The sequence below is a fragment of the Candidatus Flexifilum breve genome (assembly GCF_016713355.1).
The window spans coordinates 1,588,188-1,612,659 of record NZ_JADJPI010000035.1; the positions used below are offsets into that span (position 1 = coordinate 1,588,188).

The window sequence follows — 24,472 nt, forward strand, 5'->3', positions numbered from 1 at the left end:
TCTCACTTTACTGCGCCTAGCGTCAAGCCGCGCACGAGATAGCGTTGAAAGAACAGCGCCAACAGGAAAGGCGGTAGCATCGTCATCACGGCGGCAGCGGCCATCGACTCCCAGGCGACTTCATACTGCCCGATGAACAGCGTCAGCACGACGGTGAGCGGCTGCGACGCGGGGTACGCGTGAAAATCAGCGGGATCAGAAAATTGTTCCACGCTGAGAGCAGGCTGACGAGAAAGACGGCGACCATGCCGGGCCGGGCCAGCGGCATGATGATGCGAAACAGCATCTGCCAGCGGTTCGCGCCATCGACCAGCGCCGCATCCTCGATTTCGGACGGAATATCGCGGACGAAGGTAGACATGAGCCATATGCCGAGCGGCAGCAGCAGCGTGGTGAATATCAGGATTTGCCCCGTCAGCGTGTCGACCAACCCGGCTTGCGACATGATGAAGAACAGCGCGATCAGCGACACCCAGATCGGCAGCGGCATGAGCAGCATGATAAAAAAGAAGGCTAAGCCCTTCAGGCGGAAGGTAACACGGGCGAAGACATAGCCCGCCCCCGTGCCCAAAATGGTCACAATGGCTCCCGAGATCACGCTTGTCACCAGGCTGTTACGCATGCCCGCACCGATCAAGCCGGCAGTGGGCGAGTAACCGCCATCCCGAAACTGCGCTCCCGACGTGAACAGCTCAATATAGTGCTCAAACGTCGGCTGGCTGGGGAACCAGATCTTGTACGGGCGAGCGTAGAGTTCGGTGCGCGTCGAAATGCTGGAAACGAACACCCAGTATATTGGCGCGAGCGCCCAGAATAACAGCACGGCGCTGCACAGGTACAAAAATGCAAGGCGCAGCAGTTCACGCTGGCGTTTCGCGGATGGTGAAGCGCTTATGCGCGCGGACATTGACTTGCCAACGAGGGATAGATCGCTCATCGGGATTTCACGCCCTGATTATACAGCCGCCGGATAAAGAAGAAGCCGACACCAAGGGACATCAGCAAAATGAGGTAAGACAGGGCTGCCCCTAAACCGATGCGTAGATCGCGGAAGACCAGTTCGTAGTTATAGATCATCAGGGTCTTGGTGAAGGGGTTGATGGCACCGCCCGCCGATCCGCCCGCGGTCAGCGTCCACACGACGTCGAAAATCTGAAACGCCGATATGAATTCGACGACGAGCGAGACGGCCAGCGAGGGCAACAGCATAGGAATAGTGATGCGCACCATGCGCTGCAAGCCGCCCGCGCCATCGACTTTGGCGGCATCATAGAGATCTGGGGGAATGCCCTGCAAGCCCGCCAGCAGTACGATCATCGGGAAGGCGAAGCGGGTCCAGGTATGAACAATCGCCACCCAGATGATTTGGGTCGAGGGTTCACGCAGCCAGTACTGATAATCCTGAATGAGGCCAAGTTGATACAACAGACCATTGAAGGCGCCGTACTCCCCGTTGAGCAGCCAGCCCCACAAAAAGCCATTGACAACAGGCGGCACCATCCACGGAATAATCGCCAGTGAACGGACCAACCCACGTCCCGGAAATTTCTCATTGAGCAGCAGCGCCGCCGCAAACGCGATGATCGTTTCCATCGGTAAGATGAGCGCGACCACGAGCAAACTGCGCCCGAGGACTTCCCAGAATTCGTCATCGCCGAGGAGGCGGCTGTAGTTTTCCAGACCGATCTGTTCTATGGGGCGGTTAATGCGCAGGTTCTGATTCGTCAGGCTGGTTTGAAACGTGCTCACGGCGGGGTAGTAAATCAGCGCGGCCACCAGCAGCAGCAAGGGGACGAGGATTACGACCAGAAAAAAGCGGTCAGGGCTTAACCAACGACTGCGCATAGGCAATTTATCCCGGCTATAAACAAGGCTGGAGGGGCAGCGCCGCCACCCCTCCAGCAGTAACTATTCTTGGTTTATTCGTATTCAGACCGCAGATCGTTCCAGCTTTCGGCGAGGGCGTCGATCACCTCGTCGCCGCTCATCCCGGTCTGGGCGGCCTGCAAAATCGTCTCGCTGACCGACTGCGTAAACGGTCCCCACCACAGGGTGTAGCGCGGCAGTTCATTGATGCGGTCGCTCTGTGCGAGAATCGCGTCGTACCCGGCGATCACGCCCGCCTCATTGAGCGCGGCACCGACCGAAGTCCGCGACGGGTACAGACCGAACGCGTTGTAAATCGCCTCCTGCTGTTCCGGCGCAACATACCACTGAATGAATTCCCAGGCGGCTTCGGCATTGGCAGAATTGGCGCTGATGCCAATGGCCGCGGGGAAGCTCCACGTATTGCCGACTTCCGGCAGCGGCAGATAAGCGACGTTCGGCGCTTGCTGCGACGTATCCGGGTTATTGCCAACCGCCACTGACCCTTGCCAACCTTGATGGAATGTGCCGACGCCGCTCCAGAACAGGCTGTGCTGGTTGATCGAACCGGCGAGGATTTCCGGGCTGATCAGTTCGTCTGAGAAGTAGCTGAGCAGCAGATTCATCGCTTCGCGCGCCTTAGAACCCTCATCCGCGAACACCGGGTTCAGGTCCGCATCGAACATCGGATCGCCCATCGACAGCGCGATGAGATACCACGACCAGTCGATAGCGCCCAGTGCGATCGGATATTCGTCGACGCCTTGCTCCTTGAGCGCCTGCGCCATGTCGCTGAGCTCTGCCCAGGTGGTCGGGGCGGCATCAAAGCCCGCTTCCGCCAAGCGCGCGGTGTTGTAGTCCATCATCACGAGCTGCAGGTAGGTCGGAATGCCGTAGGTCTGGCCATCCTGCGTCCAGAAATCGACCTTGTTGAAATCAGTGAGATCGAGATCCGCTGTGGCTGCAATCAAATCGTTGAGCGCCAGCATGTTCCCGGTCGCCACAATGTTCGAGGGGGCTTCTTCAGTCAGGAAAATCACATCCGCCGCCGCTTGGCCCGAGGCCGCCGCCACCTGCACGCGGCTGAATAGATCCGCGCTTTGCACCGACTGAATTTCGACAGTGATCCCCGACGCTTCTTCGAAGGCGGTCAGGGCCGCTTCATCGGGCGGGACGCCCCACGGGGGAGTCAAAAAGGTGATGGTTGTGCCTTGGGCGAACGTGGGCATGGTTAGCACGAGAATGAGCAGGGTACTTACTACAAGCGCAGCACGTTGCTTTTTGCGAAGAAACATCCGTAACATTCGTAATAGCTCCTTTTTGGTGGCTTGCCGACTAAGGGCGAAATAGGGTTGCACAAAAGAGACTTTGACCTAGGTGCAATTGTATGCCAAGTTCTGAAAAGTTACATTAGATCGACACACAGAAATGTTCAGGGGCATTTTGGTGAGATGTAATGAGTGATTTCAGACTCCGTGTGCGTCCTTGTTTTCTGGGTATAGCAAAACGGAATCGGTACTAATTTCGACAGGCGATTGACACAATAAGGCTGAATACACGGTATTTCTGTTGTTTTAGAACGAGTTGGTCATAAGGGCATTTTCACGTGTGGCGTGAGAGGACATAGGAGGTCTGGATGCGAGACCATCTCGCAATGGGATCGAACGGCGGGATTTTGGCACGGTCTCAGCCATGATCATCGCCGCGTCGCCTCACTTTCCCGTGCGGACATGGTTTTCGCGCTCTACGCGCTGGTTAGTTTTCGGAAAACGATTTTTAGGCAAATTGGCTAAAGTGACTTGACAAGGCGAAATCACCTGCCTAAACTCGTAGTAAATCGTTTTCCGAATAGTGTGTGATGAAACGCAATTCTTCCGCAGCCGTAACGATCCATGACGTCGCGCAGTTGGCCGGAGTCTCCCCGGCGACGGTGTCTAAGGTCATGAACAACACGCCCTACGTGAGTGAAGAAACCCGCGCGCGTGTATTAGCAGCGGCTCAAAAACTGAATTTTCGCCCCAATCGCATCGCCCGCAGCTTAAAGATGAGCCGCACCTCGACGCTCGGTCTGATCACCGACGACCTCGAAGGCGTATTTACCATGTCGATGATGCGCGGCGTCGAAGAAGTCGCGAGCGAGCAAGGCTTCAGTGTGATTCTCAGCAACAGCTATGGTGACATGACGCGCGAGCGCGCCCATCTCGAGGTGCTGCTTGACAAAAAAGTGGATGGCATCATTGTGTTGAGCGGCTATCGCGTTCGGCAGCGGGGTGCTCCGGCGCTGGCGCTCGGCGATCTCCCGGTCGTGTACCTCTACCAGTACACGTACGACCTGCCCGTCCCCTGTGTTATACCTGACGATTTTGGCGGTGCGGTGACCGGAACGCAGCATCTGCTGTCATTAGGACGGCGGCGGATCGGCGTCATCAATGGGCCGACGCATTACGAAGCGACGCAAAAGCGGCTCGCCGGGGTGCAGCAAGCGCTGCATAACGCGGATGTGGTTTTCGATCATGCGCTGGTGCGGGTCGGGAAGTGGTACGAAACGAGCGGCTATGAGTTGGCACACGAGCTCATGAGGTTGCCTAATCCGCCGGATGCGCTGTTCTGTATGAGCGACAGCATCGCCGTCGGCGCGTTAAGCGCGCTGCACGAACTGCGTATTCGCGTGCCGCAGGATGTCGCCCTGATCGGTTTTGACAACCGCAACTTTGCCGCGCATCAACGGCCACCTTTGACGACGGTCGCGCTGCCGCTGGTGGAGATGGGGCGGTTGGCCGGTAATCTGCTGCTCAAGGCGATCAGTGAAGGCACGGAAAGCGCCGAACTGCATCGGGTGACGTGTCCGTTGGTAGTGCGGCAATCCTGCGGGGCAGCCATGACCTAGAGCGGACGTTAGTGAGCGCTTTACCTATTAAACCTTATGGAGTAAATGGTCTTGGAAATCTACGATTTAAGTTTTGACCCGCGCGACCCGCTGTACGACGTGCCCGGTCTGCCGGGCGTGCGCTGGGGCGTGCAGATCTTCACAGTGAGCAACCTGTATCAGCTCGATTCGGCACAGGTGACGGTCAGCGCCGATGGTCGGCGGCTCGAGGCCGCGGGCTTGAGCTGGGCCGGGCAGCAGCAGCGATCTCCCGGCAGCGTCAGCGTACAGATCAGCGAGGATGCGGGCGCGACCGTGTGGCGCATTCAGGCGCAGCATGCCGAGCCGATCAAGGTCGTCAAGCTGATGCTGTGGGGCTTGCCCGAATCCGCAATTGCACAGGGCTGGTGGCAGCCGACGAGCACGGCCGGGCGCACGGCCGTTCCCACGTTGACCGCTCCGGTCAAGTGGAACTATCCGTGGCGCGAATGGCTGACGCCGTGGGCGTGCGCGGGCGAAATTGATGGTTCGCCACTGGTATGCGTCAGCCTGCGCGACGCGGAAGTGCGCGCCAAGCGGCTGTATACGCATTTGCCCCCCTATGCCGACAGCAAACCCGTCGTCGAAGTGATCTTCGAAGAAGACGCGATTCGTTGGGGCAATACGATCAGCACCTGCGAGCTGCGGCTGCGCGTGACCAACAGCCTCGCCGAGGTCGAAGATGATTTCGCAGCGCACCTCGCGTTTTTGGAGGGGGCATATGATTTGCAGTCGTGGGAAACGCGGTCGGATGTGCCGGGGTGGATGCGCGACATCAAGCTGGTGCTCAATCTGCACGGGCAACACTGGACGGGCTACGTCTTCAACACGTTTGATCAGATGGCGGAGACGCTCAAGACGGTCGCGCAGCATGTGCCCGGCAAGCATATCCTCGCCTATGTGCCCGGCTTCGAGGGCCGCTACTACTTTGCCTACCCGCACTATCAGCCGGGGGCAGCGCTGGGTGGTGAGGCGGGCTTCCGGCGCCTGGTCGACACGGCGAACGGTCTTGGCGTGCGCCTCATGCCGATGTTCGGCATGCACGGCGCGAATATTCAGGTGTACCCCGACTACGAACGGTCGGCGTTCCGCAGCCGCACGAGCAGCTACCTCACGTTGGTCAACTGCCCGGATTGGGATACGGATCGCTCCGGTGAAGATGATCAGGTGTTTCTCAATCCCGGCGAACCCGTTTTCCGGCAGCATTTGCTGGAGCAAGTGAGCGGTATCGTACAGAAATACGGCGTGAGCGGCGTATTCCTCGATACGTCGGCGTGCTGGTTCAACGATCCGCGGCACAACCTGTACGAGGGTTACCGCCAACTGGTCGGCGAACTGCATCAGCGTCATCCCGATGTGCTGGTCGCGGGTGAGGGCTGGTATGACGCATTGTTGGCGGTGCTCCCCGTAAATCAGAGCTGGCTGGGCGTTGACCGGAGCTACAAGTTCCCGCAGCTTCTGGCGAAGTACGGGCGGGCGCTCGGGCATCTGGCAGAAGGCGCGCCGGGAGCGGTCAGCACGGGCGTGCATGAACGTGGCTTCACGTATAAGCACGCAGGCAAAGTGACCGTCGGGCACATTCCATCGGTCGGCATCGTCGACGACAGCCTGAGCAAGTATGCCGACGACGTCATCGCTGCATGCAAGGCGGCGCTGGAAATCTAGAGTGAGTCATGCCGGCGGGTTGCACCGCCGTTGACTGAAGAATATGGGTTTTGACAATAGGAGTTAGTCATAATGAAACGCAGATCTCTCTTAGTAGTCGTGCTGTTGGCGCTGCTGGCGATCAGCATTGCGCCGCTGGCGGCACAAGACGGTGTCACGCTCACCATGTGGTCGCGTGACAGCAACCAAGATTTCTTACGTGAGCTGGTCGATATGTGGAACGGCAGCCATGCCAACCAGATCGAACTGACGATCATCCCGGCGGCGGACTTCGTGACGCGCGTTGGTGTGGCCTCGGCGGGTGGCGAAGCGCCGGACCTGCTGCCCATCGACCTGATCTACGTCCCGGCGTTCGCCCGCGCGGGCAACCTGACGGAAATCGGCGACTTTATCGACAGCCTGCCCTATGCCGACCAGTTAAGCCCGTCGCACATCCACCTCGGGGAATATGATGGCGGTCGCTATGCGGTGCCGTTCGCCGCGGAAGGCTCTGTGCTGCTGTACAACAAGGGCTTGTTCGAACAGGCCGGCCTCGATCCCGAAGCGCCGCCGACCACGTGGCAGGAAATTTACGATGCCGCCGTCGCGATCACCGCGTTGGGCGATGACATCTACGGCTACTATTTCAGCGGTGCGTGCGCGGGCTGCAATGCCTTCACGTATCTGCCGTTGATTTGGGCGAGCGGTGGCGATGTCCTGTCGGAAGACGGCCTGAGCGCGACGGTCGATTCGCCGGAAGTGCGCGCGGCGCTGGAATTCTACCAGCGGATGTGGAATGAAGGCCTGATCCCGCCGAGCGCGCAGGCTGACACGGGCACAGACTTCCTCAATGCGTTCCTGACTGGCAAGATCGGTATGGCGGGCTCCGGCGCGTTCTCCATCTCCGTGCTGAAGAACGATCACCCGGAAATTGACTTCGGCCTGACGTTCCTGCCCGGTCAGGATGGCGGCACGTCGTCGTTCGCGGGCGGGGACTCGATTGCGATTACGTCGAGCTCGCAGCACGCGGCGGAAGCCTTCGAATTCATCCAGTGGGTGCTCTCGGAAGAAATCCAGCTTGAGATGTTCGCCGCTCGTGGTCAACTGCCTCTGCGCGCCGACCTGATCGACAACGAATATTCGCAGCAGGACCCGCGTCTGATCACCAACGCCGAAGCGATGAATCTCGGCAAGACGCCGTACAGCTTCGTGTACAACCAGTTGTTCAATGATGCGAATGGCCCGTGGCTGTCCATGATTCAGACGGCGATCTTCCAGGGCGACATTGACGGTGCGGTCGCGACCGCGCAGCAAGGCTTCACCGATATCCTCGCGAGCGAATAGAATACTCTGAATTAGGCCATATGACCGCCTGCCGACAATCGGCAGGCGGTCGTTGGGGAGCAGTTCCAGCATGCTACAGAAGGCGAGGTAGATCCCAGTGAGCGTTGTAAAGTCGAGTGTAAAAGCGCGCCGCACGGAGACTACCGGCGGGGCAATTGGTCAGCGCGGCATCGGCTTGTTGTTCGTGCTGCCCGCGGTGGCCTTCACGGTTGTGTTCTTCATCATCCCACTGATCATGACCGTGTACATGTCACTGCATGATTGGCCGCTGCTTGGTCAATCGGAATTCATCGGTCTGGATAACTATGTGACGCTGGCAGGTGATCGCCAGTTCTGGAACAGTCTGTGGTTCACCACCCGCTACACGCTGCTGGTCACGCCCGTGATCTTCATCCTCGCCTTTGTGCTGGCGCTGCTGGTCAATTTGCCGCTGCACGGCGTAGGGATTTTCCGCACGATCTACTTCCTGCCCGTCGTCATCGGCTTGGGGACGAGCAGTCTGCTGTGGGTGTGGCTGCTGCATGACCGAGTCGGCATCATCGACGCGATTCTCTTAGGCTTAGGGTTGATCGACCGCCCGATTGTCTGGTTGGCCGATCCCAATTACGCGATGCTGGCGATCATCATGTCGGTGGTGTGGAAGACCGTTGGCTTCACCATGATTTTGCTGCTGACCGGGATGCAGGCCATCCCGTTGGAACTCTATGAGGCGGCGCGCGTCGATGGCGCGAGCTACTTCGGGCGGCTGCGCTTCATCACCATGCCGCTGCTGCGGCGCACCTTCGCGCTGGCGCTGATTCTGTCGGTGATCGGTTCGTACCTTGGCTTCGACCAGTTCTTCATCATGACGGCGGGCGGCCCGCAAAATACCACGATTTCGGTCGTGTACTGGATTTACAAGAACTCCTTCACCAACTTCAAGCTCGGCTACGGGGCGTCAATGTCGATTGTGCTGCTCGTGGTGTTGGTGATCCTCAGCGTCATTCAGCTCCGGCTGCTGCGTGATGAAACATCGTACTAAGGAGGCCGCATGGCTACGGTAGCGCAACCCAATCCCACCACCCAGCGGCCAAAGTTCAGCTTCTGGCGTGGGGTGATTTACGCGGTCTGCATCATTTTGGCGCTTCTGTTCCTGTTCCCCATCGTGTGGACGGCGATCAGCTCGGTCAAGCCGCCGTCGGAAGCGTCCGCCGCGCCACCGACCTTCCTGCCGTCACGGATCGACTTCGGCAATTACATCAAGCTGAACGATTACGGGCGTGGAGTGTGGAACTACGTCGGCAACAGTGTCGGCACGGCGATCATGACGGTGATCGGCTCGACAATTCTGAGTACCTTGGCGGGCTATGGTTTCTCGCGCTTCCGCTTCCCGGCCAAGAACCTCATGTTCGTGCTGATTCTGATGACGCTGATGATCCCATTTCAGTCAATTCTGATCCCGCTGTTTCTGATTCTGACCGGGCTGAAACTGCAAAATACGTTGTTCGGTTTGGCGTTGGTGTACATCACCTTCCAACTGCCGTTCGGCGTGTTCATCATGCGCAACTCGTTCGACACCGTGCCGCGCGAGATCGAAGAAGCGGCGCTGCTGGATGGCTGCACGCCGTTCACCATGCTCTACCGCGTGATGCTGAATATCGTGCGTCCGGGAATCATCACCGTGGGCATCTACGCGTTCCTCAACTCGTGGAATGAATTCCTCGCCGCGCTGATCTTCATGACCAAAGAGACGAGTTTCACGCTGCCGATTCTGCTCACGAGCGTGCGCAGCGGTTATTACGGCGCGATCGATTGGGGCGCGCTGCAAGCGGGTTTGATGGTCACAATTGTGCCGTGCGTTGTGATCTTTCTGCTCTTGCAGCGCTACTATGTCGTCGGCTTAACCGGTGGCGCGACGAAGGGGTAAGCGCAGGACAAATCCAACCCGCGGCCAGCCAGAAATTGAAAGTCTTCTCAAGGACTGTGACCAGCACACTCGACGCCGCTGATTGTGCCTCTCTCTGTCAAGAAAGAGGCACTCATCGTGGGCAGTGCTCGTGTTTAGGATCCGGCCTGTGCGCCGGAACGCTGCGCTAACGCGAGTTCTTGGTGTTGTAGAAATACATAGTCAGCGGGGCAAAGATGACGATCAACGCCGCGCACGCAATGAACGCCGCAACAATGTCGTTGGGGTTGGCTGTCCCATGCATGAGACCGCGCACGGCGGTCGTCGTATGGGTGACGGGGTTGATCCCGACGACGACCTGCAGCCACTGGGGCATGGTCTGCGGATCGACGAAGATGTTGCTGGCGAAGGTGAGCGGGAACGACGCCATCGATGTCACCATCATGACCGATTCCGGCGCACGGATCAGCAAACCGATCATCGTCCAGATCCACGAGAGGCTAAACGCGAAAACGAGCATGATCGCCAACGCCGCGATCATCCCTATCACGCCGCCTTCGGGACGAAACCCGAGGATGAAACCCAGGACGAAGACGACCAGCGCCGCCAATGTGTAGCGCACCGCGTCACCGAGCAGCGCGCCGACCAGCACGGCGGGACGCCAGAACGACAGCGAGCGGAAACGGTCAAAGATGCCTTTGGCAATATCCGTGCTGAGTCCCATGGCCGTATACATGCTGATCATGGCGACCGTCATCACCGAGATGCCCGGAATGAGAAATTGCACGTAGTCCGCCACCGACCCGGCGATAGCCCCACCAAACAAGAATGTGAACATGAGCGTCATCATCACGGGGAACATGGTCACATCAAACAACTGCATGGGCGAGTGCCGGAGTTTGAGCAGAGCCCGCCACGCCAGCGTCAGCGACGCCGACAACGCGTGCGGTCGGCGTGGACGCGCCTGCACCGACAGCGCCGATCGCAAAGCAGATTCATCGACGGGCCGGATCGCCGCCTGCTGCAAATCAATCGTTGCCATTACGCCACCTCCTGAATCGTCTCTTGGTCTTCCGCAGGCTGACCTGTCAGCGCCAGGAACACATCATCGAGGCTGGGCTGACCCAGTGAGAAGTCATTCACGATGATGCCAGCGCGGGAGAGATGGCTGAGCGTACGCGCCACCAGTTCGGGATCAGTCACTTGCGCCGACAGCGCTGACGGATCGACTTCGAGCGTCACCGCAGTCTTCAGGCTGTGCGCGACGATCTGTTCGGCCTCAGGCCGCCGCTGCGGGTCTCGCAGACGGATATGCAGCGCCCCTGCCCCAACCGATGCTTTAAGTTCGCCAATCGTACCATCGGCGATCACCGTCCCGTGATCGATGATGACGACGCGATCTGCCAGTTGATCGGCTTCTTCGAGGTACTGCGTCGTCAGCAGGACGGTCGTGCCCGTGTTGAGCAGCGTGCGGACAATATCCCAGACATAGCGGCGGCTGCGCGGGTCAAGACCTGAGGTGGGTTCGTCCAGAAAAAGGATATCCGGCGAGATCACGATGCTGGCGGCAATATCCAACCGTCGGCGCATGCCACCGGAATAGTGTTTCACCAGCCGATCAGTCGCGTCTTCCAGCCCGAAGGCGTTGAGCAGTTCGGTGGCACGCGCGCGCGCCTGCTTCCAGGAGAAGCCCAGGAGCCGCGCGACCAGCACCAGATTCTCGAAGCCCGTCAGGTCGTCATCGACCGAGGCGAACTGCCCGGTCAGGCTGACACGGCGGCGCACCGCATCTGCCGCATGCACGACATCGTGCCCGAAGACGCGCACGCTGCCAGCATCCGGACGGATGAGGGTCGACAAGATGCGGATGGTGGTCGTCTTGCCAGCGCCGTTGGGGCCCAACAATGCCAGCAGTGATCCCCGCTTTACCTGCAAGTTCAATCCTTTGAGGACTTCCACCTTCCCAAAGGATTTCCGTAAATTGGTGACTTCAATGGCGTAATCAGTGCTGGTCACGGGGCTGCGCTCGACAGCAGATCTTTCCACGTCATGTGTCTCCATACGAATTTAATAGAACACCTAATCTAAATGCGGCTGGTGCGGGAAATGTGACGATGCTCCCGCAGGCATGAAGCGAGTGAGGTATCATCCGACCACAGATTGATGATACGATAGGTGGTGCAGCTCATCGCACCTCTGGAACGAAGTTTGGAGACCGGTTTGAACCAATCGCTGACAGCCCTCCGGCACTTACCTCGTCGGTCGCAGGTACCGTGGATCCTGTTGGCAGTCTTGAGCCTGCTCAGCGGCTGGTTTGGCGTGGTCGCGCTGCCGGCGGTGCAATCGCAGAGCAGTGACCCGGTGATCGGGTACCGGAGTCACAGTTTTGCGAACGCTGGATACAGTTCTCCAACGGAGGGCAAAGCTCAGAGCACGCTCTGGTGGAATGACGGGGTCTGGTGGGCAGACATGCTCAATGCCGCCGATCAGTCGCATCACATTTACCGTTTGAATGAGGCTGAGCAAACCTGGGAAGACACGGGCACCGTGTTGGATGAACGTGCCCGCGTGCATTCCGATTGTCTATGGGATGAAACCACTCAAAAACTCTACGTCATCTCGCACGTTTCGGACAACATTCCACGGACCACCCGGCTGGACGAACGCGGCTTTTTTTATCGCTACAGCTACGATCCACTCACCCAGCAATACACCCGCGATGCGGGCTTTCCAGTGGTGGTGACGCCGGGAAGCGCCCAAACGATCACCCTGGCGAAGGACTCGCTCGGGCAGTTGTGGATCACTTATGTGTTTCACGGTCAGGTCATGGTGCGCCGCACGAACGGCGACGATCACGTGTGGACGGATACCTACCCACTGCCCGCCGTCGATTCCACCACCGCATTAAATGACATTTCAGCTATCATCGCCTTTAGCGGGCAGATCGGGGTTGCGTGGAGCAACCGTGAACGCGACTCGATGCATTTTGCCGTGCACGTCGACGGTGCGCCTGACGATCAATGGACCGAAGAAATCATCACCGCCGGGTTCCGGGCCGCGGATAATCACTTACATTTGGCAGTCGACGCAAACGGCATCGTCTATGTGGCGGGCAAAACGTCCGCCCGCGGCAACGATCCGCTGTTAATGCTGTACGTTCGCCAAGCGCCCAATACGTGGGCACAGCATGTCTTCGGTTACAATCACGATGGTCATACGCGCGCCATCATCCTCATCGACAACGCCCATCGCCGCCTCTACATGTTCGCCACTGCGCCAGAGTCCGGAGGGGGCATCTACTACAAGGCGACTTCCCTTGACGAAATCGCCTTTGCCGCGGGGCTGGGAACGCCGATCCTCCGTTACCCGAATGCCACTCGCCTCAACAACGTAACTTCAACCAAGCAGACGGTCACCAGCGCAACGGGCATCGTCGTTCTCGCCAGTGACCGCACAACGACTGCGTATTATTACAATGTCGTGCCTGTGGATTGACAGTCGCGGCTAAGCCAATGAGCGTTTGTCAGCCAAAGGCCAAGGCAGGCCGATAAGTGCGTCGAATGCCGTGAAACCGGGTTACCTGTCGGTCTTGGGCGTTTGCGGACGCGATAAATCGCGTCCCTACACAACCATGCTTTTCTCGTAGGGACGCAATTTATTGCGTCCGCTGTCCCTAAAAAGACATTATTCTACGTAGCGATTGGCCTACCTTGTCCTGTTTTGTCGTATTTCGGACACTGGCTTAAGTGGTCTTTCGAAAGTTTTAATGTAGGGGCAGACCTCTGTGTCTGCCCGGTTTCGGGCGCACACGCAGGTGCGCCCCTACATCCGTTCGTGGATTTCTTTCGAGAACCTACTTTAGTCTTCAATGACTACGGCCTGCCCCGGCTCCCAGCTTGTGTCGATAGTCAGTCCGGCGGCCTCTGCAATCACCGCCCATGAGACGAGTTTGAAGTTCTGCCGACCATCCTCGGCTCCATCGCTATCCTGCGCTACGAATAGACCGCCGGGGAAAGCCTCACCGAGCGCGAGATTGACGACATCGATGCCGTCCGTGTTCGTCACTTTATCGACAGTTTCACCCGCGGCGATCTCGAAGGTGGCGACATAGGCATTATCACCGTCCCGCTGGTAGACCACAAAACTGTCGCTGCCCTGACTCGATGCAATCAGGTAGCCACCCCCGCCCGCGGCATAATAGATTGTCAGCCCTTCCACGTCGGCGACCAACTGCTCCTCATCCACCGCCGCGACCAGCGTTCGCGTTGCGCTGGCATCCGGTTCCGCAGCATATTTCCAGATCCCGACATCCTCTTCGGCAATGTAGAGGCTGCCGCGTTCATCGTCGACCACGCAGCCTTCGGTCTGGGAGCCGACCGCGAAGCTGCGCACCCATTCCGCATCCACCTGCCCCGTGCCATCATCAAATATGCGCCACTGCTCGACCAGCCCGTCCTCATCGTTGACAAAGACATAGTACTCGTCGGTGCGCACGCTGTGATACATACACAACCCGTAAGCCTCGCCGATCCCGATCTCAATCGGGCGGCTGGTCACATGCAGCAAACTGCGCGTCTCTACATCGACCGTGTAGAACACCAGCAGATCATCCGAACGCTCGCTGACAGCGACCACCGCTTCACGCCGATCACCCAGGGGAAAGTCATAGCGCAAATCGACGTTATTGATGCGCCCGTCCTCAAGGTACTGCAGTTCCTGACCCGACAGGTCGTAAACGGCCAGACCGCCTTTCTTGTCCGTACCCAGAATGATGCTCAACGCGGGGTCAGACGGATGCACCCAGATCGCCGGATCGTCGGCAGCGTCGCCCGTGTTCGGAACCGGATCGGTTTCGACGGCGGCGGAAATGCTGATCGACTGCTGCGGCGGCGTGAACTGATCGCCCATGAGCGGCACTTCAGCGCCGACCCACAGGCCGACGCTGACGATAGCACTCCAGAACATCCCCCGCAGGGCGCTCGCTGTTTTCATCGCTGGAACTCGTAATCGTTCATCGGGTCACCTCACTGCTAATTGGTGTAAGTGATTGGCAGCTGCATGACGTCGCCATTGGGCGCCAGCAGGAACCGCGCGATCCAGCCTTCAAAGCGCGCGTTCTGCACCTGTATCCATTCGCCCGCCGCGTCACGCCCGATGGCGGCAAACACCGTGCCGTTGCTGGTCGCTGTGATGCGCGGAAATTCCAGCCCGGGCTCAAGCCGCAGGTTGGCGCGTTCATAGCTGAAAGCGGTGACCAGAATTTCATCAGCCAGACGGGCATCAAACAGGGCGACAGTCGTCGCTTGGCGAATCAGCAGTTCGCCCCGGATACACGGCGTTTGCTCCTCTGTGGAGTTTTCGATGGTGAAGGCGGCGCAAATGCTGCGCACGCGCTGCAGATTCGGCAGCACCCGCAGCGGAACGCGCAGTTCGATGATCTCATCGACCGCGAAACGCGCGTCCGAAAAACTGCGAACTTCGCCCGCGGTTCGTTGCGCCGATCCGTCGGCGTTAACGGCAATCAGCACATCATTCAGTCCGTCATTGTCCACGTCAAAGCGTAAGTTCACCCGCGCGACCGCCCCCGGCGGCTCGTTCATGTCGAGGCGCAGGTACAGGTACTGATCATCGCGGAACATGCGGTACTGCTCAATGCGGTAAGTCGCAGACGGCAGTGAGGCGTCAGCTTCGGGGTAGCGGGCGACTTGATCAGACCAATCATCCCCGTTCCCATCAACTGCGAGCCAGGTGAAATCCTCGGGCAGCGTGCGGCCCCCATCGGCGGGAAAACCCACCAGCCATTCCGCCACACCTTGGGCGAAGACGTAATTCCCCGGATACCGCGGAACACCGTCATCGGTCATCAGACCGTACCCGTTCTGCAGCAGTTCCGAATCGCTCAGAAACAAAACTTCGGATGCATTGCTGGTGCTGTGCCCCAGCGCCGCAATCGTCAACCGTCCGGCGTAATCGACGGCCGGGTTGAATTCGAGCGGTGTGGGGATGATGGTCGCGTCGCGGGCATCGGCAAAGATAGTGCTATCGGTCTCGCCAAACGCATTTTCTGTGTACAGCAATGGGATGGCGGTGCTGCCGAGACCCACGGGTTCGACCTGTAGATGGCGTGCCCCCCAGATCCAGATGGGCAGATTGTAGTGCTGGAGCGTTTCAGTCACAGGGTGACCGTTAGGTTCAGCCTGCGCCAGCAAATAGTTGGTGTACAGGTTCTGAATCGTCTCAGTTGAGAAATAGTCCTTGGCGAGAAAGGACTCTTGAATGAGCAGGCCATAGTCTTGCGCGAGTAAGGCAGACAACCGACTGCGCTCTAACCCGGGACGGGCATTGGTCGAGTCCAAATGGTAGTTCTCAGGATCGACCGCGAGCAGCAGCCGCCCGCCGCTGCGGAGAAACGTCCACAGGCGCGCGACATGCGGCACCTGCAGCCGCCGGGTGGGACGAATCAGGACGGCAGCGTCGGCGTCGACCGGGATCGCCTCATCCGGCGTGATCCGCGCCACCTGTGCGCCGCGGGCTACCAGCATTTCCATGAACAGACTCGTGCCATCGGGGCCAACATCCGACGTGGCGGCGGCCCCGAGATCTCGTCCTTCAATGAAAACAATGAACAGGTCGTCCTGTGCTCGAATGACGAGCGCTGTTGACAGTATGCTGATTCCGAGTATCAACAGCAAAAAGCGTTGCTTCACCATGTTCACTGTTCACATCCTCTACTGAACACGAGCGAATCCACTGCTCAGCGAGCTGTGCCGCTTCCCCGGTGCCGTCTCCGTCGACTCGGGCGTGGCGGACGCCGCGGCGATGTCCGGGATGGTGACGGGCGCTTCGCTGTCGAGCAGCCACGCGACCGAGTTGATAAGGAATTGGATGTTGGAAACATACGTGAAATCGGCGCTGGTCATGGGCGTCGACTGGAAGCCACCACCATTGGTGGCAAAGTCGCGATCCCCAATCACGATCAACCGTGTGCTTGAAGTCGGGTTCAGGAACGCAACCGCCAGCGCCAGTGCCTCAGACTCAAAATCCGCAGCTTCGTCGAACTCTGCGAGACCATCGGCCAGAAAACTGGCATAACCACTCTCGCCGTAATAGCCTTCGGCAGCGAACACCAGCGGCACGGTTTCATACGGTTGAATTGTCGCATCGAACTCGACCGACCGGGCGCCGAAGAATGCCAGTGAGGAATCGACCCCGGCGGTGATCGGCGTGTCGTGATTCAGATTGGTCGTCGTAAAATCGCTCACCAAACTCAGCGTCTGGGCGAGATTCAACGGGGCGTCAGCTCCGACCGCGGCGGCGCGGGCATCCGCATGGAGCAGCAGCAAATCGTCGCGACCACGAATACCGAAATCAGCCCACAGCAATTGGGACAAGCCGCGCGTCGCCCCGAGCGACCGGGTCGCATCGATGATCTGAGTGCCCTGATCGGTGGTGATCTCCAGCGGATCGAGCACCAGCAGTAGGCTGCCCCCATTGATCAGATAGTGCCACAAGCGCGCAATCTGATCCGCCGCCAGATCACGCTGCGGCCCTAAGATGACCACGAGATCGGCGTCCGCCGGGACGTCTTGCCGCCAGTCCAGAATGCGAATATCCGCGCCGAGCTGCTGCAAAAACCCGGCGAACCGCGACGCGCCGCGGGCGGAACGGTCAAACGGGCTGGCCTCCGCATTGCTCTCTGAGAAGTAAATCTGGTAATCAGTGAACGGCGGCTCATCGGCCTGCAGCAGCGCGACGGGGACGACCGTTAGCGAGATGCCCAACAGCAGCGCAAGGCACAAGAGTTTGAACATGATGCGGATTTTCGACACAATCTCATCTCCTAATTTTTCGTCTGTAATGTCAATGACTAAGATGTTTCAAACCAGCTAAGTGCTGCGCGTGCCCGGCTCACAGTAACTGTGCGCGCAGCGCCGTGAGTGAGGTCGAACGCCCGATGTTGATGCGACGGATTTGCAGATTGTCCAGCGTACGCACATCATTACTGCCGCGCTGGGTAGTGTAGCCCAGCACAAATCCCTCTTGCCGGAGCACCTGCGTGACAGCTTCACTGATTCCACCGCCCGGATAGGCAATCACCGGGAGCGTAGAACCGATCTGCAGTTCCAGATCCCGCAGCGCACCAACTGCCTCCGCGCACGCGGCCTCCGCAGAAATACGGTTGAGCAACGGATGCGTACGGGTATGTGGACACAGCGTCACCCCGGCCTTGGCGAGGGCGCGCAGCTGCGCCCAACTCAGAACCGCCCCCTGATTCAGCGGCGCAACATCAAGTGCGGTCACCAACTCGCTGACCCACTGCATCGCCCGCTCATGTGGCTGCGACTTCACGTACTCGCGCAGCATTTTGAATGCTTGGCGGCGCTGCGCCGGCAGCTCTAACTGTAACTCGCCAACCGGCGTTTGCACACATTGGCAACGCGTAGTGAAGATAGCATGATACAACTGATCCCACCAGAATATCCGCTCCGGTTGATCAGGAAACGCTGTGGGCACAAACAGCGTCACCGGCAGTCCATACCGCTGCATAATTGGAAAAGCGTGTTCGGCAAAACAGGTATAAGCATCATCAAATGTGATCAGCACGGTGCGCGGCGGCAGTGGCCGCCCGGCTTCCACGATTTGGACTAAATCAGCGCTCGAAATAACTTGGCAGCACGCCGATAGATAGCGCATCTGCTGCTCAAACTCAGCGGGCGTCGCGCTCAACAATGCCGGACTGCGCTCGGGGTGCGCGTGCACTTCGTCGACCCGATGATACGTAAGCACATGAAAGCGCGTGCTGACAGCGGGGCGAATGTGTTCAAGCAGGCTGACGAACGCCGCCAAAGCAGGGCTGCGGGTGGCTGTCATGAGCATGCGGTTCATCGACGACTCTCCCCTAGGCGTGCAGCCGCTTGCGCTTGCTGCTCATATTGCGGACGATTCTGGGAAGCTCGGCCAAGCCGGGCATGGGATCCTCCAGCGACAAGATATCAAAGCGATTGCGCGGGTTGAAGATGCCGAGCAGCGCGGTGACCGCTTCCCGCCGCTTGGGCTGGCGGATAAACGGATAGCGCCGCCGCCCCGACAGCACCGCGGCGATCCACACCATGTCGAGCTGCAAGTTACGGGAGCGCACGCCGAGTTGGTAGCTCGTCTCCGGTGGGCGGGCGGCGCTCTGGTCTGCGGGCTTGCCTTCCAACAGCAGTTCGACGAGGCGGCGCGGAAAATCAACGCCGCTGTGCACGGCGAGCGGCAGCGATCCCCACACCCGCCCGTTGATTTCCATGAGCGTCGTCCGCTGCGCGCCCACTTTGAACTCCACCATCGCCAGCCCCGTCCAGTTCAGCGCCTGGATCAGGCGGGTGGTGTAGTCGTAGAGTTGGGGATCGAGCGGGACACTTTGCCGAAATGAGCTCGCGCCGCCGGTCAGCGGGACTTCGCGCAGACGTTGATGCTGAAACACGAACAGCGGCTTCCCCCGGTGCGCCAGAACTTCGACACCGCAGCCGACGCCCGCGCAGTACTGCTGAATCAGCACCGCGCAGCGACCTTCAAAGCGCCGCATCTCGTGCACTAACTGTTCCGGCGTGTTGGCATAGGTGACGCTGTACGCTTCGATGCCTTCGCTCGCGTGATAGAGCTTCGAGGCGCGTGGTTTGAGCACGAGCGGAAAGCCGAACGACGCGATTGTGTCACACGCTTCCTCAACCGTTGTGACCAGACGCGTCTTGGGCGTTGGGATGCCCAGCGACTCCGCCAGATCCAGCGTTTGCTGTTTATCGGTGACCTTGCGCAGGGCATCCGGATCTGGCAGCGCCAAGGTGCAGATGTCAGCAAACGCGGCTGCCGCGGCGGACAGCGGCAGGATGGCGGTGTCCGTGATCGGTACGATGAGATCGACCTGCTGCTCCCGCACGATGTCCAGCATCCACGCCACAAACGCATCGGGAGCGTGTTCCGGGTTCGGATACACGGCGTGATGCGCGGCGTAACGCGAACGAAAACCGATGCTGTTGGCAATCGAGTCCGTGGCGACGACGCGCCAACCGCTGCGCCCCAGCGAACGGATAAACGCGATGGCGCTCCCGCGTCCGGCGTCGGTTATCAGCACCGTCCCGCGTGGTTCACGCTTGGCTGACATCAGACAGTCCCTTCGTCGCGGGGGCATTTTGCCGGCAGTATTGCAGAATGATGCGCTGTGTTTCCTGCGTGACTTCGTCAATCGTCTGCGTCGCATCGACCACGCGGAACGCGGGCACCAGGGACGCCATCTGCAGGTACGCCTTGCGCCGTTCTTCCAGCAGGCTCACCGACCCTTCGCCCTTACGCGCAAAGAGGACTTCGGCGGGCGCATCCAGGTAAATGACGAGGTGCGGTTTAGGATACACGCGGTTCAGCATGAAACCGTGAATCCGCCGTGAGAGCGCGCGCGGTTGGTCGGCGGTCATCACGTCATAGCTGTAGTAGTCCGAGAAGTAATGTCGGTCAAACAGCACCAGATAGCCGCGCTGCTGGTAATACCACGCCAAGCCCTGACGAAACCATTCTTCGGCAATGCGGTTTGTCAGCGACAGCCCCGTCTTGAGGCCATACAGCAGACGCTTGCCTTTGCCCCGCCGCCGGGTCTGGCTGTCCTTGGGGTCGCGCGGGCCACCTTTCGCCGTGGAGCGCCCCAGCATCCGCTTCATTTGGATGAGCAACCGGGTTGTGGGCAGCATATGGTTGCTGGCGTCCGGGTTGATGCCCATGTAGACGTATTTCACGGGCATCGGGAAAGCGTGTTCCAACTGTTTGCTCACCGTCGTCTTGCCGGCGCCGTCGGGTCCGATCAGAGCTACACTCACCATGTCACATTCGCCTCACAATCATCACGACTTTGCAATTTGCAGCAGGATTTCATTTAACTGTGCCGCGCCCCGCGGCCACGAGAAATGGCGCTGCACATACTCACGCTCGCTCGACGCGACGGACGCTGGCGTGCACAATTCATGCACAATGGCCCGCGCGAACTCGTCGGCAGAATCGGCGGTGGTCAGCGGCGGGGACTCCCCGCTCCGCGTGCGCAACCCCTCCCCAGCAAGCGGTGACGCCACCACGGCCAGTTCCAGCGCCATGGCTTCCAGCAGTTTGTTCTGAATGCCAGCGCCAAAGCGCAGCGGCGCGGCAAACACCCGCGCCTGTTCCAGATACGGCCGCATATCATCAACGAACCCCGTGACTTGAATCCCGGGGCGCTGCCCGGCCTGGAGCACCTCAGGCGTTGGGCTGTGGCCGACGATCAACAATTTGGCATCCGGCACCACCTGCTGCACGCGTGGAAAAATGTCACGCATGAGGTACAGCGCCGCATCGCTGTTCGGGGCGTAGTTCATCGCCCCGGTGAAAATGATCGTGTGGGCGTCCCGGCTGGAAGTCGAGCGTTTCCAGTAGTCAAGATCGACGCCATTGGGGATGACGGCGGCGGGCTGCGCTAACCCGCCCATCATCACATCGCAGTCCCGCGCCGAAGCAAACAACAGATGTTGGGCACTCCGAATGATCTTCGTTTCGATGCCGCGCATCTGCTGCCAATCCCACCACAGCAGCAGCCGCTTGACCGGGCTGGCATAGCGCATGTGCCCGCGAATCTTCATCGAGGTGGCATCACACATATCCGCCACGAGCGGCGGCAGGGGCAGCCCGCGCACCGCAAAGTAGGTCTGCTTGCCGCTCAAGATGATCGCGTCATAGCGCTCCGAGCGTAAAAGCTGCTCAACAATGCCGCGCATCTGCACAATCGCGCTGTCCTGACTGACCACCGAGCGCAGCCGGTTGATGGCTTTGCGCCGCCGTGACCCGCCGCGCGTCTGCGAGGTCACGGTCATGATGCGCTTGGTATAGGGCGTGAGTGCCTCGATATTGGCGGCGTCAAAGGTCGCGCCCACCAGCGACAACAGCGTGATCTCATGCTGCTGCGCCAATTCCCGGATGAGAAAGTAGTGGCGAAGATAGCCGCTCGTGAGTGGGTAGGGAAAGTTCGCCGTCAGGTAGAGGATGTTCATACGTCGCTCCTTTCTACGTCCAACTCAACTGATCCAGATGCTCGAGCGTGTAGCGCCAGTAGTGATAGTAGCGGTTGGTGCGCAGCCACTTAGCGCTGTCCGCATCGGCCGCCACCTGCTGCTCGCTGAGTCGCAGGAGGAGGTGCGCCGTATAGCGCGCCCAGCAGGCGACGTATAATGGCTTCAGCAGATCATCCGCCAGCCCCATCGACTGGGTATAGCGCCGGATTAGCGCGCCCGCCCACGCCGTCTGGCCGAAAAATGCGCTTACAAACGCCTTGAGGTGCTCGTCCGGCGTGCGCGCCTGCGCCAGCGCGGACGCCACATAGCTGAGAAAGAAGAACCAATCACACGCTGGCAGCCCGTGTGGATCGGCCAGTTCCCAGTCGATCACGCCGACCCGCGTCTCGGACAGCAGGATGATATTCGGATGGCTCAAATCGCCGTGTTCGCACACCAGCGGAAAGTTGGCGCTGCGCAGCGCCTGCGTGTGCTGATACGTTTGCTCTAAAGCCTGCTGTTCGCCAGCATCCAGCGACAGCAGCTGCGCAAGCTGACTGATTGGGTGTTCGATCAGGCGTTCGAACCACCCTGCGTCGGCAGTGCTGGCGGTGCTGCGCTCCAGTGTGACCAGCCACTCCAACAGCAATTCACAGTTTACGTCGCGGTTGGCTCGCACTGCCGCCGGGCTCATGAGCGGCCCGACAATCGCCGTCTCGATCAACAGGGGATAGCCGCAGTACGTTTCATACGCGACGAGGCGCGGAATCGAATCCATGCCGCCCGGTGTCGCGGCGTGAACCGCCTGCAGATTCCGCGCTTCCTGCTCCAAACTGGAACCAGCATCCGCCGCCCGCGGCACTTTCGCTACCAGCACGGGCGTGCGCTGACCTTCCGGAAACAACAGAAAGATGAGATGCCGAGAGGCACGAAAATTCGGCGTCAGGATCAATGACTGCATACCCGCCAGCCCGCCGTAACGCTCCAACCCCAACCGCGCCTGATTTTCGTGTAGAAACGCCACCACAGTGTTCATCGTGCGCCTCGCTGGGCGACAATACTGACACAGGGCAGCACACGCTCAAGCAAACGCGCTCCGGTCAGCCAGCGCAGCCACATTGGTTGAGCCAGCCAAGTCTGGTTGCGACTGGCGAGCCAGTAACCCAGCGCGGCGGGATCAGCGAGCTGAACGAGCCGCGTGCAGTTGCTGAAGGATGGATAGTGCCAGTGCGTCTGGATGGACGTGAACCCGGCTTGAGTCAGCTCAGCATAGACCGCGTCCGTCTGCAACTTCAGGAAGCTCAGCGGGCGGCGCCGTGAACGCTTCAGCTCACAGTAGACAGCCCCGTTTGCTTTGACCACCTCCAGCGCCGTGCGCACCTGAGCGCGGGTCGGCGAATGGAGTACCACCACATTGGCGAGACGCGGGGCATCCGCGGTGCGGGGCGCGTCCACGATCTCGAGCGACCGGCTCAACAACCGCAGCGCCGCGAGCAAATCGTCGGGCAGGTGACCCACGTACTCCACGTCTTTAAGATTGGGATCGGGCAGCAGAAAGCGCCAGTCAGCGCGGCGCGCCGTGGCCTGAAACCGCGTCTCGACCGACGTCCCGTCGTGGTGTCCCGTCTGGGTAGATTCAAGCATGGTCATACTGTTTCAACGCTTCAAAAAGTTCTGAAAACGACACCGGGTAAGGATGATTCACGATGCAGCACGGCTTGCCCGCAAACAGCCGAGTGAGCATTTCCGTTTCACGTTCCTCGATGTTGTCAACGACGGGATTGCGCCGATCTGGGAAAGCAAACCGGTACATGTGATAGTAGGCCATGAACGGCAAGCGTTCGTAGGCCAGCGATGCAGCCATGCGGCGCGCGACTTCTTCTGGCGCGACCGCCTCCACGCACACTTCCGGCGACTCCCACGTCGAGACGAACACGATGGTCTCCAGTGTGCCCGCGCGAGGCGTGGTCGGGGTACCGCTTAAGGTTTTCGGCGGCACATCGACGTACATCTGCTCACTGAACAGGCGCACCATCTGGCGCAGTCCGCGCTTCGCGCCGGATGACCGCGCGAGCGTCCGCAAGAGGAACTTGCTCACGCGCTGCGCGACCCCCAGTGCGCTCAGTCGAGCGCGGCGCTGCCAACCGATGCGCCTGCGCAGAGTGGGAAGCTGCTGCAAGTGCCAATCCCACACGCGAATCGGTTCCGGCACGCCATACAACCGTTCAGTGGCGGTATCAATGTAAATCCATTCATCTCCAATGTATTCCGCGCCCTGACTTGTGAAGGTGAGCAAGGTCTCCGTCTTGCCCCCCTTCGACCATCCGGTCACCAGATAGTCGCTCCCCTGGTAGCGGAACGCCGCCGCGTGCAGCGGTAGAATGCCGCGCGTGATGGCGGTCATATTCAGCACAGCGATCAGCAGCGGCACAGCGGCCAACCCGCTTTCACAGACGATTTCCACCTGCTGGCCAATCTGGTTGAATTCAATGTGAACTTTCGTCGGCGCTTTGTGCTTGGTTTGCAGCACAAAGAAGGCATCCTGGGAGTAACCCGCTTCATGCAAGCCGAGACGGTTGAGAGCCGAGTTAGACGGAAACTTCGCCACAAACCGGATCAGGATGTCCGGTTCGCGCTGGAGGGACGACTGCTCAATCCCCAGTTGCTGCGCCACTGCGCGCACATCACCCGGCGTGGGATTGAGCAGACGAATCCCGATCAGGTGATGCAGATCAAAATCGACACTCGTAGTACGTGCTTGATCCGTTGTCGCCAACGTGCTCT

The 24,472-nt window shown here is 59.7% G+C and carries 22 protein-coding genes; 6 read left to right on the forward strand and 16 right to left on the reverse strand.

What is annotated here, in order from left to right:
• Nucleotides 1-2: 2 nt before the first annotated feature.
• From IPK17_RS29755 to IPK17_RS29770, 4 genes are all read right to left on the reverse strand, one after another.
• Nucleotides 3-149, reverse strand: a complete 147-nt coding sequence (locus IPK17_RS29755; RefSeq protein ID WP_343421330.1) for a hypothetical protein — start codon at nt 147-149, stop codon at nt 3-5.
• Nucleotides 143-937, reverse strand: a complete 795-nt coding sequence (locus tag IPK17_RS29760; protein WP_343421331.1) for a carbohydrate ABC transporter permease — start codon at nt 935-937, stop codon at nt 143-145. Before IPK17_RS29760 ends, IPK17_RS29755 begins: the two co-directional genes overlap by 7 nt.
• On the reverse strand, nt 934-1,845 hold the full coding sequence (locus IPK17_RS29765; protein ID WP_343421332.1) for a carbohydrate ABC transporter permease: 912 nt from the start codon (nt 1,843-1,845) through the stop codon (nt 934-936). The genes IPK17_RS29760 and IPK17_RS29765 overlap by 4 nt, the downstream gene beginning before the upstream one ends.
• A gap of 74 nt (nt 1,846-1,919) precedes the next feature.
• Nucleotides 1,920-3,170 carry an ABC transporter substrate-binding protein gene (locus IPK17_RS29770; RefSeq protein ID WP_343421333.1) on the reverse strand — a complete coding sequence of 417 codons (1,251 nt, stop codon included), beginning with the start codon at nt 3,168-3,170 and terminating at the stop codon, nt 1,920-1,922.
• 554 nt (nt 3,171-3,724) lie between these two features.
• Here IPK17_RS29770 and IPK17_RS29775 point away from each other — a divergent pair.
• The 5 genes from IPK17_RS29775 (at nt 3,725) to IPK17_RS29795 (ending at nt 9,665) form a co-directional block, all read left to right on the forward strand.
• Nucleotides 3,725-4,753: a LacI family DNA-binding transcriptional regulator gene (locus IPK17_RS29775; protein WP_343421334.1), complete on the forward strand. Its 1,029-nt coding sequence runs from the start codon at nt 3,725-3,727 to the stop codon at nt 4,751-4,753.
• 45 nt (nt 4,754-4,798) lie between these two features.
• Complete coding sequence (locus IPK17_RS29780) at nt 4,799-6,436, forward strand: hypothetical protein (RefSeq protein WP_343421335.1); 1,638 nt, start codon at nt 4,799-4,801, stop codon at nt 6,434-6,436.
• Nucleotides 6,437-6,508: 72 nt separating this feature from the next.
• On the forward strand, nt 6,509-7,759 hold the full coding sequence (locus tag IPK17_RS29785) for an ABC transporter substrate-binding protein (RefSeq protein WP_343421336.1): 1,251 nt from the start codon (nt 6,509-6,511) through the stop codon (nt 7,757-7,759).
• Between the two features lie 91 nt (nt 7,760-7,850).
• Entirely contained in the window at nt 7,851-8,780 is a 930-nt protein-coding gene (locus IPK17_RS29790) for a carbohydrate ABC transporter permease (protein ID WP_502749425.1), read from the forward strand.
• Nucleotides 8,781-8,789: 9 nt separating this feature from the next.
• Nucleotides 8,790-9,665, forward strand: a complete 876-nt coding sequence (locus IPK17_RS29795) for a carbohydrate ABC transporter permease (RefSeq protein ID WP_343421337.1) — start codon at nt 8,790-8,792, stop codon at nt 9,663-9,665.
• Nucleotides 9,666-9,831: 166 nt separating this feature from the next.
• Here the strand turns inward: IPK17_RS29795 and IPK17_RS29800 are convergent, their stop codons facing one another.
• Both IPK17_RS29800 and IPK17_RS29805 read right to left on the reverse strand, forming a co-directional pair.
• The gene (locus IPK17_RS29800) at nt 9,832-10,686 is read right to left on the reverse strand and encodes an ABC transporter permease (RefSeq protein WP_343421338.1); all 855 of its coding nucleotides are present in this window, start codon (nt 10,684-10,686) and stop codon (nt 9,832-9,834) included.
• Nucleotides 10,686-11,705: an ATP-binding cassette domain-containing protein gene (locus IPK17_RS29805; protein WP_502749335.1), complete on the reverse strand. Its 1,020-nt coding sequence runs from the start codon at nt 11,703-11,705 to the stop codon at nt 10,686-10,688. Before IPK17_RS29805 ends, IPK17_RS29800 begins: the two co-directional genes overlap by 1 nt.
• A gap of 159 nt (nt 11,706-11,864) precedes the next feature.
• Here IPK17_RS29805 and IPK17_RS29810 point away from each other — a divergent pair, with 159 nt between their 5' ends.
• Nucleotides 11,865-13,139 carry a hypothetical protein gene (locus tag IPK17_RS29810; RefSeq protein WP_343421340.1) on the forward strand — a complete coding sequence of 425 codons (1,275 nt, stop codon included), beginning with the start codon at nt 11,865-11,867 and terminating at the stop codon, nt 13,137-13,139.
• A 363-nt stretch (nt 13,140-13,502) separates the two neighbouring features.
• Here IPK17_RS29810 and IPK17_RS29815 read toward each other — a convergent pair whose 3' ends face one another.
• The 10 genes from IPK17_RS29815 to IPK17_RS29860 form a co-directional block, all read right to left on the reverse strand.
• Nucleotides 13,503-14,636: a phytase gene (locus tag IPK17_RS29815; protein WP_343421341.1), complete on the reverse strand. Its 1,134-nt coding sequence runs from the start codon at nt 14,634-14,636 to the stop codon at nt 13,503-13,505.
• Between the two features lie 38 nt (nt 14,637-14,674).
• Nucleotides 14,675-16,354, reverse strand: coding sequence for a DUF4350 domain-containing protein (locus tag IPK17_RS29820; RefSeq protein ID WP_343421342.1), 1,680 nt, complete (start codon nt 16,352-16,354; stop codon nt 14,675-14,677).
• 18 nt (nt 16,355-16,372) lie between these two features.
• Complete coding sequence (locus tag IPK17_RS29825; protein WP_343421343.1) at nt 16,373-17,473, reverse strand: Gldg family protein; 1,101 nt, start codon at nt 17,471-17,473, stop codon at nt 16,373-16,375.
• 79 nt (nt 17,474-17,552) lie between these two features.
• On the reverse strand, nt 17,553-18,530 hold the full coding sequence (locus IPK17_RS29830) for a polysaccharide deacetylase family protein (protein ID WP_343421344.1): 978 nt from the start codon (nt 18,528-18,530) through the stop codon (nt 17,553-17,555).
• 13 nt (nt 18,531-18,543) lie between these two features.
• Nucleotides 18,544-19,788 carry a carboxylate--amine ligase gene (locus IPK17_RS29835; RefSeq protein WP_343421345.1) on the reverse strand — a complete coding sequence of 415 codons (1,245 nt, stop codon included), beginning with the start codon at nt 19,786-19,788 and terminating at the stop codon, nt 18,544-18,546.
• Nucleotides 19,772-20,494 (reverse strand): nucleoside/nucleotide kinase family protein, encoded by a 723-nt coding sequence (locus IPK17_RS29840; protein WP_343421346.1) that lies wholly within the window; start codon nt 20,492-20,494, stop codon nt 19,772-19,774. The genes IPK17_RS29835 and IPK17_RS29840 overlap by 17 nt, the downstream gene beginning before the upstream one ends.
• Nucleotides 20,495-20,515: 21 nt before the next feature.
• A complete protein-coding gene (locus IPK17_RS29845; protein ID WP_343421347.1) occupies nt 20,516-21,688 on the reverse strand; it encodes a glycosyltransferase in 1,173 nt (390 codons plus the stop codon).
• A 13-nt stretch (nt 21,689-21,701) separates the two neighbouring features.
• Nucleotides 21,702-22,724: a phosphotransferase gene (locus tag IPK17_RS29850; RefSeq protein ID WP_343421348.1), complete on the reverse strand. Its 1,023-nt coding sequence runs from the start codon at nt 22,722-22,724 to the stop codon at nt 21,702-21,704.
• On the reverse strand, nt 22,721-23,332 hold the full coding sequence (locus IPK17_RS29855) for a hypothetical protein (protein WP_343421349.1): 612 nt from the start codon (nt 23,330-23,332) through the stop codon (nt 22,721-22,723). Before IPK17_RS29855 ends, IPK17_RS29850 begins: the two co-directional genes overlap by 4 nt.
• Nucleotides 23,325-24,464: a phosphoenolpyruvate carboxykinase (ATP) gene (locus IPK17_RS29860; RefSeq protein ID WP_343421350.1), complete on the reverse strand. Its 1,140-nt coding sequence runs from the start codon at nt 24,462-24,464 to the stop codon at nt 23,325-23,327. Before IPK17_RS29860 ends, IPK17_RS29855 begins: the two co-directional genes overlap by 8 nt.
• Between the last annotated feature and the right edge of the window lie 8 nt (nt 24,465-24,472).

Excerpts from the sequence above, each read along its gene's own strand:
- IPK17_RS29820 (WP_343421342.1), bottom strand. The coding sequence starts at position 16,354 with ATGGTGAAGCAACGCTTTTTGCTGTTGATACTCGGAATCAGCATACTG.
- IPK17_RS29775 (WP_343421334.1), top strand. The coding sequence starts at position 3,725 with ATGAAACGCAATTCTTCCGCAGCCGTAACGATCCATGACGTCGCGCAG.
- IPK17_RS29845 (WP_343421347.1), bottom strand. The coding sequence starts at position 21,688 with ATGAACATCCTCTACCTGACGGCGAACTTTCCCTACCCACTCACGAGC.
- IPK17_RS29795 (WP_343421337.1), top strand. The coding sequence starts at position 8,790 with ATGGCTACGGTAGCGCAACCCAATCCCACCACCCAGCGGCCAAAGTTC.
- IPK17_RS29760 (WP_343421331.1), bottom strand. The coding sequence starts at position 937 with ATGAGCGATCTATCCCTCGTTGGCAAGTCAATGTCCGCGCGCATAAGC.
- IPK17_RS29850 (WP_343421348.1), bottom strand. The coding sequence starts at position 22,724 with ATGAACACTGTGGTGGCGTTTCTACACGAAAATCAGGCGCGGTTGGGG.
- IPK17_RS29765 (WP_343421332.1), bottom strand. The coding sequence starts at position 1,845 with ATGCGCAGTCGTTGGTTAAGCCCTGACCGCTTTTTTCTGGTCGTAATC.
- IPK17_RS29770 (WP_343421333.1), bottom strand. The coding sequence starts at position 3,170 with ATGTTACGGATGTTTCTTCGCAAAAAGCAACGTGCTGCGCTTGTAGTA.
- IPK17_RS29855 (WP_343421349.1), bottom strand. The coding sequence starts at position 23,332 with ATGCTTGAATCTACCCAGACGGGACACCACGACGGGACGTCGGTCGAG.
- IPK17_RS29815 (WP_343421341.1), bottom strand. The coding sequence starts at position 14,636 with ATGAAAACAGCGAGCGCCCTGCGGGGGATGTTCTGGAGTGCTATCGTC.
- IPK17_RS29805 (WP_502749335.1), bottom strand. The coding sequence starts at position 11,705 with ATGGAGACACATGACGTGGAAAGATCTGCTGTCGAGCGCAGCCCCGTG.
- IPK17_RS29785 (WP_343421336.1), top strand. The coding sequence starts at position 6,509 with ATGAAACGCAGATCTCTCTTAGTAGTCGTGCTGTTGGCGCTGCTGGCG.
- IPK17_RS29780 (WP_343421335.1), top strand. The coding sequence starts at position 4,799 with ATGGTCTTGGAAATCTACGATTTAAGTTTTGACCCGCGCGACCCGCTG.
- IPK17_RS29840 (WP_343421346.1), bottom strand. The coding sequence starts at position 20,494 with ATGGTGAGTGTAGCTCTGATCGGACCCGACGGCGCCGGCAAGACGACG.
- IPK17_RS29830 (WP_343421344.1), bottom strand. The coding sequence starts at position 18,530 with ATGAACCGCATGCTCATGACAGCCACCCGCAGCCCTGCTTTGGCGGCG.
- IPK17_RS29800 (WP_343421338.1), bottom strand. The coding sequence starts at position 10,686 with ATGGCAACGATTGATTTGCAGCAGGCGGCGATCCGGCCCGTCGATGAA.
- IPK17_RS29835 (WP_343421345.1), bottom strand. The coding sequence starts at position 19,788 with ATGTCAGCCAAGCGTGAACCACGCGGGACGGTGCTGATAACCGACGCC.